Source organism: Ruegeria sp. CL6, from assembly GCF_056536465.1.
Window position 1 is genome coordinate 88,492 of the sequence record NZ_JBQFPR010000002.1, and the last position, 16,982, is coordinate 105,473.

A 16,982-nucleotide genomic window follows, 5' to 3' on the forward strand; every position below is an offset into this window, starting at 1 on the left:
CCTAATCACCATAGGGCAGCGCCTCCGATAGTTTTCTGTCCGCCTTCAAAAGGGCCGTACGCATCCGGCGGTGTTTGCGTTCGGCACGCCGTTGCGCAAGCAGATGAAGCCCTGCGTCTTCCTTCTTGACGTAGCGAGTTAGAATTTGATCGGCCTGAGATCCGTGCTCGGCCAAAAGCGCATCTTCGTCTGACACGAAAACTTCGAACTGGCCCGGCTCGCCCTGGCGTGCGCATCTGCCGGCAAGTTGGCGGTCGATACGCCCGGCATCGTGATATTCAGTCATGACAACCGCCAGCCCGCCCAGCTCTGCAACACCTGTCCCGATACGGATGTCAGCGCCCCGACCGGCCATGTTGGTCGCAATTGTCACGCGACCCAACTGACCGCAGCGCGCAATGATGTCGGCCTCTTCAGCATCCTGCGCGGCGTTTAGAACCACATGCTGGATGCCTCGGGCCGTCAAAACATCCGACCCTTCAAGCGACGCGCCGACTGATCTGGTTCCGATCAACACTGGTTGACCTGTTACTTGAAACTCTTCAACGCGGTCAGCCACAGCCTCCCACCGTTCAGCACTTGTTGGGTAAGTTTTGGGACTGCGATGCTGACGTCTGACCGGACGATGGGTGGGAATCCGCGCGACAGGCAGGCCGTAAACTGACCAGAATTCATCGGCAACCTCCTGCGCGGTTCCGGTCATTCCCGCCAACCTCACATAGCGGCGAAAGAACACCTGATACGTAATCCGCGCCAAGGTAACCCTGCGACTGGAGGGAGGTAATTTTTCTTTTGCTTCAATCATTTGATGTAAACCCTCGGCGTAGAACCGATCAGCCAGAATACGGCCGGTATATTCATCGATGATCTGCACTTTATCCTCGTTAACCAGATAGTGACGGTCGCGTTCAAAAAGATAACGCGCCGCCAGTGCCTGCCTGACCCGTTCTTCGCGAAAAATCCGCATGTCCCAGGGTGGCGGCGCATCATTGGCCAGAGCATCCAGCTTTTCACCCCCGTCCTCGGTAAGCGTGATCCGCATCAAATCCTTTTCGACCTGAAAATCTGTGCCCTCCTGCAATTTATCCGCATAGGAAAACGCCAGACGGCAAACCGCTTCGTCCAATTCCGTTTCCCGTTCGGCAGACAGGATCAGCGGCGTGCGCGCCTCGTCAATCATAACGCTGTCGGCCTCGTCCACGATCGCAAAGGGCAATCCTCGCATCCGCAGGCCGTTGTCTCCATCCAGATAATTCCGAAGCGTGGCGCCGATCTCTCCCTCACCTGTCCGACGATCAAGACGATCGCGCAGATAGTCAAACGCAGCCTCTTTGTTTGAAAGATAGGCAATATCTGCACTATACACCGCCATCCGGTCGGCCGGGCTTTGCCCGTTCGTCGCCCCAGCTGTGGTCAAGTCGAACCGGCCAAAAAACTTTCTGAAGCTGTCCGCATCGCGGGTCGCAAGGTAATCGTTTGAGGTGATTAGATGGACCTGCTCGCCTGCCATGCCGGCTACAGCAGCCGCCAGCGCCGCAGTAAGACTTTTGCCTTCACCGGTTTCCATCTCGGCCAGCATCCCCGACAGCAAAGCATAGGCCCCGACAAACTGCACCGGATGCGGTGTCATACCCAGAACGGCTGTCGCCTCGTGCGCCGCCACAACCAAAGCGCGAGCGGAAAGATCGGCTGGATATCCGTTTGCGCGGCGCAAAAGCGTTCGGATTTCCAACTGCTCCTGCGCAATTTCTGACGCCGACATACGCGCCATTCGCCGCTGTGCTTTTTGTACTTTGGGCAGGATTTTACGGCGAAGCTTGACCGCCCTGAGCTTGGCAAAACGAGACGCCCAAAGACCTTCTATGCGCGCAGCTGGGCTCAGCCTGGGATCAAGATGCCCGTCGTCGCGTTCCGGGTAGAGACGCAGAGGTGAAAGCCAGATCGCCTCAGACATCGAACTGACTCAGAAACAGACGCCGAACGCTTCTGGAAATGCGGAACAGAACTGGTTCGGGACCGTGATCAAATCTGACGTAAACCCGCTCGCCGACCCCAAGTGACATGGGTTCATTGGGAACGATATCGACAATGAAAAACGGATCGATCGCACGGGCTCGGCCGTTTTCTGCAACTTGCGCCACCACCGGTCCTCCGGCCGAAGTTGCCAGGGCTTCGGACGGTACGTCCGAAACGGCCGCTGGGGGAGCCCGCAAGATTGTGCCCGATACTTCGCGGCGCATGCCGCTGGCAGCGCGAAACTCGACGCCTACAAGACGGGATCTGACAAGGTCGATCTGCGATTGCAAGACCACGGCACGGATCAAAGGCGCGCCATCCGGCATCACGAACCCCAGCAGCGCGCCCTTGCGCACATATCGACCAATCAAAGCGTCGGCATCGACCAGAACGAACTGCCCGCTCTGAGGGGCGGTGATTTCCATTTCCGACGCCCGCAGCTTTTCGGCGTCCAACCGGTATTTTGCCAATTCGACCTGTTCCGAAAAGATCTTGGCCTGAACCAGATCAATGGCCCGAACGCCTTCGTAACGTGCCAGGTTGGCGCGCAAATCTATTTCCAACAAGTTCACGCGGCTCGCGGCAATGGGGTCCTCAAACCGCACCAGCGTCGCTCCCTGCTCCACAATCGTTCCGGGTTGTTCGAAAATTTCGCTCACAAAACCGCTGGCGCCTGCACGAACCTGCGCGTTTTCCTCGGCCCAGACGACGCCTTGTGTCATGGTGCGATACGGGATCGGCACACCAGCCAACACCCACAGAACAAAACATACCGCCGCAGCCGTTATCCCGATGGCGCGAGGACGCTGACCGTCAAGGCGAGCGTCAGTCAAAATGAATTTCAGACCTTTTATTATCGGCCAGATCAGCATCATTGTGATTGCCCAAATGGCCAGAACGACGCCGAAGAAAAAGAACTTGCCCGCAACGAACATTGCAATCGCGGCCATGATCGTCAGCCTGTAAAGAAAAGCCGCGACCGAATAGGCGAAAAACCAGCGACGCTCACCCGGCGTGGTGGCGGGATCGTCGACAGTGTGCATCCCCAAAACATGTGTTTGCACCAGAAACTGGACATAACGATTGGATCGCGGCCCCAGGTTCGGCGTTTCGATAAGATCAGCCAGAACGTAATATCCGTCGAAACGCAACAATGGGTTGCCATTGAAAAGAACCGTCGACACGCCGCCGATCAACATCACATTGAAGGCGATAGCCGTGACCAGCCCGCTTTCCGCATTGGCCCAGACGATCATTGCAATCGCCGCAAGCGCCACTTCGACTATGATACCGGCGGCGCCAACAACAACGCGCTGATACTTTTCAGGAAAAGCTGCCGAAGATGACGCATCCACATAAGGCACCGGCATAAAGACCAGAAGCATCACGCCGATTTCGTGCACTTCCCCACCCCAGACCTTAACGGCATAGGCATGCCCAAGCTCGTGAAAGGCTTTTACGAACGGGTAGGTAATTACCAAAAGGATCAGGTTCTCGGTAACCAGAATACGATCCAGCTGGTTCGACATCAGTTCTGGCCAGTTCAAAGCTGCCGTAACGATCCCGAACCCGATCAGCCCCAGCCAAGCGATCAGGCCCCAAAGGGTGAACAGCGGGCGCACCAACATCTGGGTTGCAGACAAAAAACGGTCAGGGTCAAAAAGCGGTATCCGGATCGCCATCGGGTTCTTGATCCTGGCGAGCATATCCCGGCTGCGTCCGATCTCGGCCCGGCGTGCAATTGCGCTGATATCCGTCGGCGCGCCCTCGACCAGCAGGTCCGCCTGCCCCAGTTGCGCAATCAGCCGTATCGTTTCGTCCTGCGTTGGTCTGTCAGTCCCCCATCGTTGCCCGGCATTTCGCCAGATCTCTTCGACCGTTCGCATCCCATTCATCTGCGAAACCAGATGATAGGCGGCAGGCGAAATCCGGAAATACCGACCGGATTGATGATCCTGAACGATATGCCAGACATGCCCCCGATAAACATGCCGGTGAATATCGGCATGCGGTCGAAACCGTGGTTTCAGATCGGCAACGCGATGCCAGGAGGAGCTTTCGAGTGTTTCCATGTCACCCGAACCAACGCCAATGCGCCATACGCACCCAGTCCGTGAACTGTCGGGTCCAGATCGAAATCAGGCGGCGCTCTTCTATGTTTATCTTTGAAATACCCTCCATGCCCGGGCGCAATCGTGACGAGTTTCCTTCGACCAGCGCGTCGACCTCAAAGACGTTTCGCCCATCGACCACACGTGCAACTGGCGTGACTTTGGACACTCTCACTTCAAATATTTCGTTAGCCAGAGACGCCACAATCAACTCACCATGCTGACCGGGTTCAATTTCTGCGATTTGGGTTTCGTCCACCTCGAGAACGACCCGGTAGTGGTCTAGCGGCGCGATCTCGAAAATCAGATCCCCTCTGGACACGGCAGTTCCGATAGATTGCGAAAGATCGCCCGAGATCACCAGCCCGTCGAAGGGTGCGCGGATCGTCGTGCGTTCCAGTTCGGCGTCGATCAGCGCCACCCGAGCTTCAGCCTGCTCGATCCCGATCTTTGCAAGCGCTGCGTCGGCCCTAAGCCGCTGCCCCAACGCGTCTTCATAGCTTAATTCATACTGCTGCCGCTCGGTCACCCAACGCAGCCGTTCTAGCGCCAGATCCGCATCATCCAGTTTTGCAAGCACCTGACCCTTAGCGACAGCGTCACCGGCGCGCACGTCTGCCGTCAGGATAAACCCGTCAAAAGGCGCGACCAAAGCCCGGCGAACCGTTCCTTCAATCGCCGCATCCGCTGTCACCTTGTACGGGGCGGTGGCCCACCAGAAAAATCCGACAATAGCGGCAGCAACAAGCAGTACGATCTTTCGGGTGAAATGCGTCGGTCCGAGCGTGAACTTCAATTGTCGCCCAAGTGTTTCCAGGACTTTCCACAATAACCAGCGATCATTCAGCCGCTTTTCTTCCAACACCGGACCGACCATTGCAGCGATGGTCTGCAGGGCCTCGACATTCTCCTGCGTAAACGCGTCGCCTGATCGCTCCATCGTCACCGCACCATAGATCCGATCACCCGACAGCATCGGTATGCTTAGTATCTGAGAAGAGCCCAGTTTGCGCGACAAGACCTCATGCGCGCGCTGATAAGGCGCTTGATCCTGACTGGGAAAGATCATCGCCATACGCTGATCGCAGGCCTCTTCCATAGCGGATTGAACAAGTTGAACAATCTGCATGCGTTCCGCAAATCGCGCCGCGTGAGAGATTGCGACAATCTTCTGACGTCGGCGTTTTGAGAACCCGATCGAAACACGGTCACAGTCGAACCGCCGGGCCAGTTCCGTGACAGTTGTCATCGCAGCTTCGACAAATCGCGTGCGATCAAGCGCGGCGACCAACGCCTCGGTCGCCATTCGCAACCGCTCAAGAGAGGCATTCGAATTGCCTGCCGCTTTCGCCCATTCCTGCTCGCGCAGCCAGGCGGCTGACCACTGCATCTCACGAAGAGTAACGCGGATACGGTCCTGAGTTGCGTCGGCAAGTGCCAGTGCCAACACCCATTTCGCACCGCCATCAAATTCAATCGGCAATGCACAAACCGCAATGGCACCGTCGCCTTCAAGCGTGGTCGCGACACCGGTTCCCGCCTTGACAGCCCTGTGAACCTCCAGAGTAAGGGCTGTCGGCGGCACAGCGCCTTCAGGGTATTCAACTACGGCATTCAGTGCGTTGCCATCTAGCTCAAACAAAGCCCCAACGCGCACGTTTCCAATACGCGACGCTAGTATGCCAAGCCACGCGCTCAACCAGCCTGCTGTCCCTGACTTGTGTTCGGCCGGAGAGTTAGAGATGGCCTTCCACAAACTTTGTTCCAGCCAGGTTACTTTTGGTTTCGCATCCTCGTGGTCCGCAAAACCCGAGTCATCGGCAGGCATACCCACTCCTATACAAACAACAACTAAATAAACTTAAACGCAGGTAGCTCGGACCACCTTGCGCTGTGAGTTTCCCATCCGTCAACTGTTCTTTTGACCGTTAGTGGATGTGTCGCAAACTCTGGGGTCTAGTTGACGAGCATGCGTGGTCTGAGGATTGCACTCTTCGAATAGTTTTCGAACAGGTTACTTGAGCACGATCTCGTTGAAGGGCTGTCATTTCCCCAAGAATGCAGTTTTGTACGCTGTGTATTTCTATCTGTCTGCGCGGCAGAGGCTGACTTGCGCAGCGCCGAACCACTCCGGCCGTATGATGTTACCGCCGGCAGGGACAGGCCGTTGTTGGTACTGGGCCTCAAACGCCCGCGACGCACACGGCGAGGCGCCGCGTCGATAAGGTCGACCGCGATCCAAACAAACAGGAATTCACGAAACGGGTCGTTCTGGAGCGCAACCTGCGGGTCGCGTGACGGACCTGCAGTCGCTTGATTACCGACATCTGGAATCACAGGCATTTCCCGTGACTTGCCGAAGGCGAAAAATGAAAGGCTCGGTTCTTGAGCTGGAGGGACGGACATGACGGAGGCGCAATGGCGCCAAGGGGAGCGCAGCTTCGGCGCGCCGCTCAATACGTCCGGATGTCGACCGAGCACCAACGCTATTCGACCGAAAACCAGTCTGACGCGATCGCGCATTACGCAGAGCAACGCGGTATCGAGATCGTCCGCACATATTCAGATGAGGGTAAGAGCGGGCTACGCATCCAAGGGCGCGATGGCCTAAAGCGACTGATCGACGAACAAGGTATCGCGAAAGGAATCCTGGAGCGCGGCGAGCACAAGAGCATTCAGACGGATCGTGTCACCCTGGTCCCGGGGCCAGCCGAGGAAATCGCCGACGTTCAGGAGATTTTTCACCGCTTCGTCGACGATCGAAGTTCCGAGACCGAGATTGCCGAGGTTCTGAATGCCCGTGGCATCCTGACGGATCTCGGCCGAGCCTGGACCCGCAGCACCGTCCACCAGATCCTGATCAACGAGAAATACATCGGGAACAACGTCTGGAACCGCAGTTCCTTCAAACTGAAGAAGCGACGCGTGCAGAACGATCCCGACACATGGGTTCGCGCTGAGGGGGCCTTCGAAGGGATCGTCGATCCGGATCTGTTTGCAGCCGCCAACACCATCATCAATGCGCGATCAAGCAAGCTCACCGATGATGAAATGCTCGAGGGTTTGAAAGAAGTATTCGAGACCCAGGGATTTCTATCGGGGCTGGTCATCGATGAAGCCGAGGCCCTGCCCTCAAGCAGCGCGTACCGATCGCGGTTTGGGAGCCTACTGCGCGCCTATCAGCTGGTCGGGTTCAAGCCAGATCGGGACTATCGGTATATCGAGATCAATCGGCGCCTGCGCGATCTCTATCCTGACATCGTCACTGAAACGATTGCCAGCATCGAGGCTTCGGGCGGCAGCGTCGAACGACATTCCCGAACGGACCTGCTCACCATCAACGGCGAATTCACCGCGTCTCTCGTCATCGTCCGCTGCAGTGAAACCAATGCGGGCTCTCTGCGGTGGAATATCCGCTTTGACATGAGCCTCAAGCCTGACATCACGATTGCGGTTCGTATGAATCGGCCGAACCAACGGCCGCTCGACTACTACCTGCTCCCGAGCCTCGACATGACCCTCCGACTGCGCGCCAGAGATAGTGTCGCTCACCGTTAATCTTCACGAAAACCTCGTCCACATGCCACTTCCATTTCGAGAATGCGCGAAGTTGCTGAACCCGCTTTCTGCGGATCTCCGCAGCAAACACAGGGCCGAACCTATTCCACCAATAGCGGACGGTTTCATGGCTGACATCGATCCCGCGTTCGTGCAGCAGGTCTTCGACATTCCGCAATGAAAGTGGAAACCGAATATACAGCATCACCGCCAGGCGGATAATCTCTGGGCTCGTTTTGAAGTACTTGAATGGATCTTTCTTCGACATTCGCAGACGCTAGATCGACTTACTGCCCGCCTCAACCCAAGTTCCTTTGACAGCACCTTGGCGACAGAACCAACAGAGAACACCCAAATTTTTGTATAAGCCATTTATATCTTTTGAATTTTTTCCTTGCGTTTGTTTGAAGGCAACTCCATCTCTTTTTCACCCGACGTTCAGAGCCAGATCTGGCATCCGAACGACGGGTCGAACGGCGGAGAAAGAGCCGTTCGTAGATCAGGTCACGCTGATCATTCGTGAGCGACCCTGAGGGTCCTGCTTACGCATCAACGGAGAAACCGCGGTGTTCAGCACCGCACGAAAGTTTCGAAGAAGCCTTCCGGGCTGTCCGGCGGGCGTGGTGCATGAGGAGGACCTGCTGTGCCAAATGCGAAGACCCGGGTGAAGAGCCCAACCCTGCCGGAAACACTCCGGCTCAAGATCACCTACCGCAAGGTGGAGGAGCTTAATCCCTATGCGGGGAATGCCCGCACGCACTCCGAAAAGCAAATCGAACAGATCGCAGCGTCGATCCGGCAGTTTAGCTTCGTGAATCCGGTTCTGATCGATGGCGCCGGCGGCATCGTCGCCGGTCACGGCCGCGTCGCCGCCGCCCGCAAGCTCGGATTTACCGAAGTGCCCGTCATCCAACTGGCACATCTCAGCGACGCCGAACGCCGCGCATACGTCATCGCCGACAACCGCCTGGCCGAGCTGGCAGGATGGAACCGCGAGATCCTCGCGATCGAGCTTCAGGCGCTATCCGAAATGGACCTTGACTTCGATCTCGAGATCACCGGCTTTGAGACCGCAGAAATCGACCTGCTGCTGGATGACGACGATGCTGGCGACCGCGACCCTGCCGATGACGTCCCCGAGGTCTTCGCGGGTCCTGCAGTCACCCAGCCTGGCGACATCTGGCAGCTTGGGCGCCACAAGCTGATCTGCGGCGATGCGCTGGATCCAGACACGTATCGGCGTCTCATGGGCGACGATCGCGCCCGCGCGGTCTTCACCGATCCGCCCTACAACGTAAAGATCGACGGTCACGTCTGCGGCTCCGGCAAGGTGAAGCATCGCGAGTTCGCCATGGCGACGGGCGAGATGGATAAAGCCGGCTTCACCACATTCCTCCGCGACGCCCTTTCCGCCATGGCCGAGGTCAGCCTCGATGGCGCGATTCACTTCGTCTGCATGGACTGGCGCCATATGGACGAACTGAGCGCGGCCGGGGCCGAGATCTACTCAGAACTGAAAAACCTTGTGGTCTGGGCCAAGACCAATGGCGGCATGGGAACCTTCTATCGCTCCCGTCACGAGTTGATCTTCGTCTACAAGGTCGGCACCGCGAAGCACCTGAACACCTTCGGCCTTGGCGAAACTGGTCGCTATCGGACGAATGTCTGGGACTATCCCGGCGTCAACAGCTTCGGCGGCAACCAGGAAGACCTGGCGCTGCATCCGACCGTGAAGCCTGTCGCGCTGGTGGCGGATGCCATCCGCGACGTGACCCGGCGCGGCGACATCGTGCTCGACGGTTTCGGCGGTTCGGGCACCACGCTGATCGCGGCCGAACGCACGGGCCGTGTGGCCCGCCTCATTGAACTCGACCCCCTCTACTGCGATGTGATCTGCCGGCGCTTCGAAGCCCAGACGGGGCGGTCGGCACGGCTTGCGGGCACCGACCAGACCTTCGCCGATGTGGACCTCGACCGCGCAGCCGAGGCCGACACCACGATCGTGGTGTCGGCCGAATGACGACCGAGACGCCCCCGAAAGTCGGGTACATGAACCCGCCCCAGCACACGCGGTTCAAGAAGGGCAAGTCCGGCAATCCTCGTGGCCGCCCGCGCAAACAGGAAGATCTGGACACCGTTCTTCATCGGGTCCTCAACCGCAAGGTCCGGGTCAAGGACGACGACCAGACGATGCCGATCTGCGATGCCCTGATGAGGAAGCTCCGCGAACTGGCGCTGCAGGGCGACAGGCAGGCCCTGGCATTGCAGCGGCGCATCATCGATGAATCCGGTATCGCCGATCCCGATGCCTGCCCGCCGGAAGAAAAGAAACGGCGGATCCTCAGCAGAATCCGACGGATGGAGAAAAAAGCGGCTCGGAAGGACCCTCCCCATGAGTAACGACGACAAGATCGGCTACGCCAATCCCCCAAGGTCCACACGCTGGCAGAAAGGTCAGTCAGGCAATCCGAAGGGGCGGCCGAGGACGAAATCGGAAATCATGATGGACGCCGCACGCATCCTCACACAGCCCGTCGACGCGCGCGGGCCGGACGGACGTACGATTCAGCTGGAGGCCATCGAAGCCGCCTATCTCGCGCTCTGCCGAAAAGGTCTCAAGGGGCACAAACCGTCGTTGCTCGGAGCGATCCGCATCATGATGGACGTCGGCCCGGCCGTTCAGGCAAAGGAAGAAGAGCAGAGGAACAAACGGCAGGAAGTCCTCGACAAACTGGAGCGCATGGGCGTGCCAATTCCAAGGGACTCGGAATTGCGCAAGTAGCGCCTCTCCGGACTGGACTTCCGGCGCGATCGGAGCGTCACTGTTCCCAAGCCCGGTCGGATTCCGGGCGCATCTCGGTACCAGTGCCGGCAACCCGCCGGCCCGGAGAACCGAGGAGCCAAGATGTCCAGAACCCCATCGACACCGCCGCGCGAGACCAAGACCGCGATCCTGTGCAAACTTCTGAGCCGCAAGGCCGGCGCCGAACTCGCCGCCCTGCAATCCGCCACCGGCTGGCAACCGCATTCCGTCCGGGCGGCGATGAGCGGTCTCCGGAAAGCCGGATACACGATCGACCGCGCGGATCCTGCCAAAGCCGGCGGCGGCGCGGTCTACCGCATAACCAGCGGCCCGGAGAGCGCGACATGAAGCTCTCCCTCGCCGAGATTGAGACCATGGACCGGGCGGCGCTGATTGCCGCCTGGGACGCGGTCTTTGGCACACCTGTCCCGAAACGCCTCAGCAGCCCGTTCCTGCGCCGGTTCCTGGCCTTCGAGGTGCAGGCCCGGGAACGTGGCGGATTGCCCAAGGGCTTTGTCGGCAAGCTCACGAGGGCGGTCCGCGACGACCGGGGCACCAGCAGCCCCACCCTGAAGCCTGGAGGGCGCCTGATCCGGGAATGGAATGGCGCGACCCATGTGGTCGATGTCATCGACGGTGGCTTCGTCTGGAATGGTCAGCGTTATGCGTCGCTGTCGCCGATCGCCCGGGCCATCACCGGGGCCCGGTGGTCCGGGCCGCGCTTCTTCGGCCTGAAGAAGGTGCCCTGACCATGAACAAACCGCGGATCCGCTGCGCCATCTATACCCGCAAATCCTCCGACGAGGGGCTCGACCAGGACTTCAATTCGCTGGACGCACAAGCCGAGGCCTGTGCCGCCTATATCGCCAGCCAGCGGCACGAGGGCTGGGTTGCAGGCAAGGCCCGCTACGATGACGGAGGCATATCCGGCGGAACACTTGACCGGCCCGCCTTGCAGCGTCTCCTTGCCGACATTGACGCGGGGCTTGTCCAGATGGTCGTGGTCTACAAGATCGACCGCCTGACCCGTTCCCTTGCCGACTTTGCCAAGCTGGTTGAGCAGTTCGATGCCGCCGGTTGTTCCTTCGTTTCAGTCACCCAAGCCTTCAACACGGCCTCGTCGATGGGGCGGTTGACGCTCAACGTGCTCTTGTCCTTCGCCCAGTTCGAGCGCGAGGTCACGGCCGAACGGATCCGGGACAAGATCGCGGCGTCCAAGAAGAAGGGGCTCTGGATGGGTGGCGTCCCGCCGATCGGGTACAATCCGCATCCAGATCCCAAAACCCGCGGTCTCGTCATCAACGCGGATGAGGCAGAGACTGTCCGGACGATCTTCGCGCTCTACGACGACCTCGGCTGCCTGAATGCCGTGATGCGTCGGGCCAATGCCCTGGGCCTGCGCTCCAAGCTGCACCGCTTCCGCTCCGGGCGGGCCCAGGGTGGCAATCCGTTCTCGCGCGGCCAGATCTATGCATTGCTGCGCAACCCGATCTACATCGGCAAGATCCGCCACAAGACCCGGGTCTGGGATGGGCAGCATGAGCCGCTTGTCTGCGATGCGGTTTGGGACCGGGTCCAGGAAAAGCTACAGGCCGCCAGTGCACGACCGCGGGGTCGGAAGACTGCTGCTCGACAGCTCGGTGCCAGGCCTATCGCACCGCTCACCGGGAAACTGCGTGATGAGACAGGAGATCGACTGACCCCGACGCACACCCGACGTCATGGACGGCAAATCCGATACTACGTCTCGAACCGGCTGGTCTCTGGCGGAACAGATCCGCTAGGTTGGCGATTACCCGCGCCGGCATTGGAACAGGCTGTAGCCAACGCCATTATACGGCATATCGGGAAGCTGGCCCGCGACCATCGGATTTGCGCAAAACCCGATCTGCAGCGCAACGATGCCATCAAAGCAAAAGCACGACGACTCGCCAGTCGGCTCTCAGAGGGCGCGCCGGAGTATCTACAGAAGATCTTGGACGATGGGCAGATCACGAAGAACGGCATTGTCTTGCGGCTGAATGCGGATGGTCTAGCCGAGGCGTTGGAAATGCTACCCAATGAGATAGACCGCGCGGTTCGGACGATTGAGGCTCCATTCGAACTTCGCCGACGCGGTGTCGAAGGAAGGATCGTCATCGGCGACCGCGAGCCTCAACCAGATCGTACGCTCCTTCGCGCTCTTTCCCGCACGCATGTCTGGGCAGCCGAATTGCGCAACGGCAGGCCCCTTAGAGAGATCGCCGTAGCGACGGGGCATGCAGAATCCTACATTCGCACCCGTTCGCAGCTGGCGTTCTTGTCGCCCGCAATCCAGGTCGCGATCCTCGAGGGGCGTCAACCGACGGACCTGACCCTCGAACGGATCATCCGAAAACCGATGTCCCTCGACTGGGATGCCCAGGCAAAAGCTTACGGGTTCGAGGGCGGTCGAAGGCATCCCTGATCTGAGTAAAGCGTTCCCTGTTCTTTCGGAAAAGTTCCCTGATAACGGCGAAAATGTTCCCTGTAATTCTGCGTAGGGAATTCTTGCGCAACTCATTGATAAAGGGCACAGATTCAGGGTGAAAAACCGCCCAAATGACCAAAATTTGAAGAGTTTCCCTGTAAATTCCCTGTTAGCAGGGAATTTTGGCCCTAACCGAAGCGCGTGATGGTGCCTACGGAGACAATTCGCCGAAATCGCGCCAGCTCATGGGATTACAGTCGTCTCTCCGGCAGATGGCATAGCCCAAGCGCCCGGAAAAACGGGAGAAAACAGGGAAAGAAGGACTGCGCTTACAGAGATAGGGGTGGGTGGCGGAGAGACAGGGATTCGAACCCTGGAGACGGTTTCCCGCCTACACACTTTCCAGGCGTGCGCCTTCGACCACTCGGCCACCTCTCCGTGGGCGCGATATTTGGACTATCGCTTAGGGATTTGCAAGGCCCGATTACGGCGAAAATTCAACCTTTTCAGATAAGGGTAGAAACGGCCCTACACCTCATCCCCGTCGCCGTCGGACATGTCGGCCTCAGCCATCTCAATCGCCGTAGATGCCGGCGAATCTGAGAGGTTTGCCTCAGTCTTTTTGCTCGATTCTGCTTGGTGGGTGCCGGTTGGCGTCCGCAGCGTTTCAGGATTGCGCAACCAGACGTCACGTTGGGCGAATGGAATCTCGATCCCTTCTTCGGCAAAGCGGCGGTTGATCTCGTGATTCATGTCCGATTTTACGGACAATACCCAGTTCACGTCGCGCAGGATGGCCCGAATTTCAAAGTCCAGTGAGTCTGCCCCAAATCCCTGGAACACGACACTGGGCGCGGGATTGGCCAGAACCATGGGGTGTTCGTTCGCAACTTCGCCCAAAATCTTCTCGACCCGCTTTGTATCGGTCCCGTAAGCCACGCCAACGGGCACGATGACCCGACCGATGGTGTTCCCGCGCGTGTAATTCGTGACCACTCCGCTGATCAGGTCCGAGTTGGGAACGATGACGTCCGTTCTGTCAAAAGTCTCAATCCGCGTTGACCGAACCGAGATATCGCGGACGTACCCCGTCATTCCGTTCACATCTATCCAGTCGCCCTTCGAGATGGGGCGTTCGATCAGCAGGATGATGCCTGAGACGAAATTGGACACGATTGTCTGGAGCCCAAAACCGATACCGACAGACAAAGCACCCGCAACGATTGCCAGCGAGGACAGGTCGAACCCTGCGACCATGATGGCCACAAGTGCTGCCAGAAAAATCCCGACATATCCCGTCCCGGATACGATTGCGTTCTGCCCACCGGGGTCAATGCTGGTTTTGGGAAGCAACGAGTTCCGCAGCCCCCCTTGCAACATCCGCGTCAGCCCATATCCAATGAGGAAAACGATAACGAAGACAAAGAAGTTGCTGGGCGAGATTGTCACGCCGCCAATATCGAACCCCATCAACAGACGGGACCAAGCCTCGAGCAAATCTGTTTGGCGCGCGCCCCAATAGAGGGCAAGGATCGGCAAGGCCAAGATTGCCAGTACAAACCCGACCAGAACCGAGAACAGCGAGTCCCACACTGCTTCGCCCTGCCCGGTGATCCAGCCGTAGACCTGCGTGATAAAACGCTGGAAAATGACAAGCGCCGCAATAAGGACAAGCGTCTTGACCGCCGGGAAAACTAAAGCCTCAGCCGCGTTCGTGAAGCCGAAGACAGCAAGTACAGGCGTTGCGATACCCAACAGGAACAGCGCGCGGCGCAAAAATTCGACCATCTGGCTAAAGCCTGCCACGCGGGTCGTTCCGGTTGGGTCTGGTTCATCCTGCTGGGCGTCAGTTGTCCGAATATGCCGAACACGAAGCAGCAGCAAAGCAGTGGCAACAATGACCGGAAAGCTGACAACTGCTCTGGTGGAGTCCGAAATGTTCTCGATCTGCTCGAACAATATTGCCAATTCATGCAGGATCAACATCACCGCCAGCAAGTCAATGTAGACGCGCAACTCTTTGATTTTGATCGCAGACAGGCGTTTGAAACCCTGAGCTTGCCCAATGAGGTAAATTTGACGCCCAATCCAGTCGTAGAAAAAGATGATTGCGGCCCAATACGGCACTTCCTCAAGCAGTAATGACCCGCGCAGCCCCAGCACCCCTGTCAGGTTAATGGCAACAACTGCGGCCAGAACCCCCAGCCACGGCAAGAGGATCCGCAGCAGAGAAATCACAAACGTCCAAACCCCTGTACCGGACCCACCCAAGAGGCGCAGGTAGTCCCCGCCTCTCTCGGACCAGTTTCTTCCGAAGACCAGCAGCACGACCGAGATTACCGACAGGACAAAAATCCCAAGCCCACGTTCCCGTATTTGCTCGCGCGCGACGTCGGTTCGCAAATTCTCGGCTATTTCGTTGATCAGGCTACGGGCGGCTTCTTTCACGTCCACCCATGCCGGCCCCCAGTAAGCCGGGTTAATGGGTGACGGACCTCTTTCCATCAGTTCCTTGGTCTGACGGTGACGGATGATCTGGTCAATCTCACTGATGAGACCGTTGGCCCTGCTATATGCCTCCTCTGAAATGATACGAGGCACACGCAGGCCGTTTAGCTGCTCATCAAGGTGTTGACGGATGGCCGCGATGTCTTCCGGCTCGGTCTCTTCGCCTTCGGGCTTGGGGCCAAGAGCCTCAAGCTGGCTTTCCAGAGTTTGAATCCGGTCTGTATTGGCGCTGCGAGCCTTATTGAAGTCTTCGCGGTAAACATTTATTTCCGAACGCAAATTCTCGAGCGCAGCATTCGAGGCGCGGTCCGCTTCGATAACACCCTCGGCCCGATCCGCCGTTTTAATCCAACCCTGATAGTATTCACTTTGCCGATCTGTCAGTTGGGCGGCAACTGGGCCGCCCAAAACGGCAAAACAAACCGAAATCAGGGCCAGGAACAGGCGGACCTGCCGCAGCATCATACGTCCTCGAACACGCCGGGGATGCTGCGGGGCGCTTCGGTCATCCAATCCGGGACTGGCAGCTCTTTCTCACGCAGGAATTCCGGGTTGAACAGCTTGGACTGATAGCGCGTGCCATAGTCACACAGGATGGTGACAATGGTATGCCCCGGCCCCAGATCCTTGGCCAATCGCACGGCACCGGCCATGTTGATCGCGGTCGAACCGCCCATGACCAGACCTTCTTCGCGCAGCAGATTAAAGATATAGGGCAGCGCTTCGTTGTCCGTCATCTGATAGGCATAGTCCGGCTTGAACCCCTCAAGGTTCTTGGTGATGCGCACCTGACCGATCCCTTCCGCAATCGAGCTTCCCTCCATCGCGATCTCACCGGTGGTGTAGTAGGAATAAAGCCCTGCCCCCATCGGATCGACCAGACCGATCTTGACGCCCTTGGGCTGCAACGCGTCAGCAACACCGGCCAGCGTACCACCCGATCCAACGGCGCACACAAACCCGTCGACCTTACCATCGGTTTGTTCCCAAATCTCGGGGCCAGTGGTTTCCACATGCGCCTGACGGTTTGCCACGTTGTCAAACTGGTTGGCCCAGATCGCACCGTTCGGTTCGGATTGCGCCAGCTCCTCGGCCAGGCGGCGCGAGTAGTGCACGAAGTTATTGGGGTTGCGATAAGGGGCGGCCGGAACCTGCACCAGTTGCGCCCCGGCAAGCCGCAGCATGTCCTTCTTTTCTTCGGACTGGGTTTCCGGGATCACGATAACGGTCTTGAACCCCATCGAGGCACCAACCAGCGCAAGGCCGATTCCGGTATTGCCTGCGGTGCCTTCAACGATCGTTCCGCCGGGCTTCAGCTCACCGCGTGCGATGGCGTCCTTGATGATATACAGCGCCGCGCGGTCCTTGACCGATTGGCCGGGGTTCATGAACTCGGCCTTGCCAAGGATTTCACACCCGGTTTCTTCGCTGATGCGTTTCAGCCGGATCAACGGCGTTTTTCCTACTGCGTCAGCAAGGTCTCGTGCAATGCGCATGGCGCCCTCATTTCATTACATAACAACGAAGATTTACAATC

General features: G+C 58.4%; 12 protein-coding genes, 1 tRNA gene and 1 pseudogene. 7 read left to right on the forward strand and 7 right to left on the reverse strand.

The genetic code is table 11. The features are described 5' to 3' along the window. Nucleotide 1 precedes the first annotated feature (1 nt). The 3 genes from ACR0LH_RS05455 to ACR0LH_RS05465 are packed head-to-tail and all read right to left on the reverse strand — an operon-like array spanning nucleotide 2 to nucleotide 5,955. Nucleotides 2–1,954, reverse strand: a complete 1,953-nt coding sequence (locus ACR0LH_RS05455; RefSeq protein WP_480572717.1) for a preprotein translocase subunit SecA — start codon at nucleotides 1,952–1,954, stop codon at nucleotides 2–4. Continuing rightward, on the reverse strand, nucleotides 1,947–4,088 hold the full coding sequence (locus tag ACR0LH_RS05460) for a peptidase M50 (RefSeq protein ID WP_480719985.1): 2,142 nt from the start codon (nucleotides 4,086–4,088) through the stop codon (nucleotides 1,947–1,949). The genes ACR0LH_RS05455 and ACR0LH_RS05460 overlap by 8 nt, the downstream gene beginning before the upstream one ends. Before the next feature lies 1 nt (nucleotide 4,089). Next, nucleotides 4,090–5,955, reverse strand: a complete 1,866-nt coding sequence (locus ACR0LH_RS05465; protein ID WP_170621122.1) for a GAF domain-containing protein — start codon at nucleotides 5,953–5,955, stop codon at nucleotides 4,090–4,092. Nucleotides 5,956–6,545: 590 nt separating this feature from the next. Here ACR0LH_RS05465 and ACR0LH_RS05470 point away from each other — a divergent pair. Then, nucleotides 6,546–7,685: a recombinase family protein gene (locus ACR0LH_RS05470; RefSeq protein ID WP_480719987.1), complete on the forward strand. Its 1,140-nt coding sequence runs from the start codon at nucleotides 6,546–6,548 to the stop codon at nucleotides 7,683–7,685. Here ACR0LH_RS05470 and ACR0LH_RS05475 read toward each other — a convergent pair. Further along, nucleotides 7,651–7,953, reverse strand: a pseudogene (locus ACR0LH_RS05475) (IS6 family transposase); the annotation flags it as partial. The gene ACR0LH_RS05470 and the pseudogene ACR0LH_RS05475 sit on opposite strands and share 35 nt — an antisense overlap. Before the next feature lie 375 nt (nucleotides 7,954–8,328). On the opposite strand from ACR0LH_RS05475, the gene ACR0LH_RS05480 reads away from it, so the two are divergent. The 6 genes from ACR0LH_RS05480 to ACR0LH_RS05505 all read left to right on the forward strand — a co-directional run bounded on the left by ACR0LH_RS05480 (nucleotide 8,329) and on the right by ACR0LH_RS05505 (nucleotide 12,934). Further along, complete coding sequence (locus tag ACR0LH_RS05480) at nucleotides 8,329–9,705, forward strand: site-specific DNA-methyltransferase (RefSeq protein WP_480719988.1); 1,377 nt, start codon at nucleotides 8,329–8,331, stop codon at nucleotides 9,703–9,705. Then, complete coding sequence (locus ACR0LH_RS05485; protein ID WP_480719989.1) at nucleotides 9,702–10,085, forward strand: DUF5681 domain-containing protein; 384 nt, start codon at nucleotides 9,702–9,704, stop codon at nucleotides 10,083–10,085. The genes ACR0LH_RS05480 and ACR0LH_RS05485 overlap by 4 nt, the downstream gene beginning before the upstream one ends. Beyond that, nucleotides 10,078–10,467 (forward strand): DUF5681 domain-containing protein, encoded by a 390-nt coding sequence (locus ACR0LH_RS05490; protein ID WP_480719991.1) that lies wholly within the window; start codon nucleotides 10,078–10,080, stop codon nucleotides 10,465–10,467. The genes ACR0LH_RS05485 and ACR0LH_RS05490 overlap by 8 nt, the downstream gene beginning before the upstream one ends. Nucleotides 10,468–10,590: 123 nt before the next feature. Next, nucleotides 10,591–10,836, forward strand: a complete 246-nt coding sequence (locus tag ACR0LH_RS05495) for a DUF3489 domain-containing protein (protein WP_480719993.1) — start codon at nucleotides 10,591–10,593, stop codon at nucleotides 10,834–10,836. Then, nucleotides 10,833–11,237: a DUF2924 domain-containing protein gene (locus tag ACR0LH_RS05500; protein WP_480719995.1), complete on the forward strand. Its 405-nt coding sequence runs from the start codon at nucleotides 10,833–10,835 to the stop codon at nucleotides 11,235–11,237. Before ACR0LH_RS05495 ends, ACR0LH_RS05500 begins: the two co-directional genes overlap by 4 nt. Before the next feature lie 2 nt (nucleotides 11,238–11,239). Continuing rightward, a complete protein-coding gene (locus ACR0LH_RS05505) occupies nucleotides 11,240–12,934 on the forward strand; it encodes a recombinase family protein (protein ID WP_480719996.1) in 1,695 nt (564 codons plus the stop codon). Nucleotides 12,935–13,285: 351 nt separating this feature from the next. Here the strand turns inward: ACR0LH_RS05505 and ACR0LH_RS05510 are convergent. The 3 genes from ACR0LH_RS05510 to ACR0LH_RS05520 form a co-directional block, all read right to left on the reverse strand. Then, nucleotides 13,286–13,375, reverse strand: a tRNA-Ser gene (locus tag ACR0LH_RS05510). Between the two features lie 90 nt (nucleotides 13,376–13,465). Then, complete coding sequence (locus ACR0LH_RS05515; RefSeq protein WP_480719997.1) at nucleotides 13,466–15,907, reverse strand: DUF3772 domain-containing protein; 2,442 nt, start codon at nucleotides 15,905–15,907, stop codon at nucleotides 13,466–13,468. Continuing rightward, nucleotides 15,907–16,941: a cysteine synthase A gene (locus ACR0LH_RS05520; RefSeq protein ID WP_170384023.1), complete on the reverse strand. Its 1,035-nt coding sequence runs from the start codon at nucleotides 16,939–16,941 to the stop codon at nucleotides 15,907–15,909. Before ACR0LH_RS05520 ends, ACR0LH_RS05515 begins: the two co-directional genes overlap by 1 nt. Nucleotides 16,942–16,982: the final 41 nt, after the last annotated feature.

Excerpts from the sequence above, each read along its gene's own strand:
- ACR0LH_RS05455 (WP_480572717.1), bottom strand. The coding sequence starts at position 1,954 with ATGTCTGAGGCGATCTGGCTTTCACCTCTGCGTCTCTACCCGGAACGC.
- ACR0LH_RS05460 (WP_480719985.1), bottom strand. The coding sequence starts at position 4,088 with ATGGAAACACTCGAAAGCTCCTCCTGGCATCGCGTTGCCGATCTGAAA.
- ACR0LH_RS05465 (WP_170621122.1), bottom strand. The coding sequence starts at position 5,955 with ATGCCTGCCGATGACTCGGGTTTTGCGGACCACGAGGATGCGAAACCA.
- ACR0LH_RS05470 (WP_480719987.1), top strand. The coding sequence starts at position 6,546 with ATGGCGCCAAGGGGAGCGCAGCTTCGGCGCGCCGCTCAATACGTCCGG.
- ACR0LH_RS05485 (WP_480719989.1), top strand. The coding sequence starts at position 9,702 with ATGACGACCGAGACGCCCCCGAAAGTCGGGTACATGAACCCGCCCCAG.
- ACR0LH_RS05490 (WP_480719991.1), top strand. The coding sequence starts at position 10,078 with ATGAGTAACGACGACAAGATCGGCTACGCCAATCCCCCAAGGTCCACA.
- ACR0LH_RS05495 (WP_480719993.1), top strand. The coding sequence starts at position 10,591 with ATGTCCAGAACCCCATCGACACCGCCGCGCGAGACCAAGACCGCGATC.
- ACR0LH_RS05500 (WP_480719995.1), top strand. The coding sequence starts at position 10,833 with ATGAAGCTCTCCCTCGCCGAGATTGAGACCATGGACCGGGCGGCGCTG.
- ACR0LH_RS05505 (WP_480719996.1), top strand. The coding sequence starts at position 11,240 with ATGAACAAACCGCGGATCCGCTGCGCCATCTATACCCGCAAATCCTCC.
- ACR0LH_RS05515 (WP_480719997.1), bottom strand. The coding sequence starts at position 15,907 with ATGCTGCGGCAGGTCCGCCTGTTCCTGGCCCTGATTTCGGTTTGTTTT.
- ACR0LH_RS05520 (WP_170384023.1), bottom strand. The coding sequence starts at position 16,941 with ATGCGCATTGCACGAGACCTTGCTGACGCAGTAGGAAAAACGCCGTTG.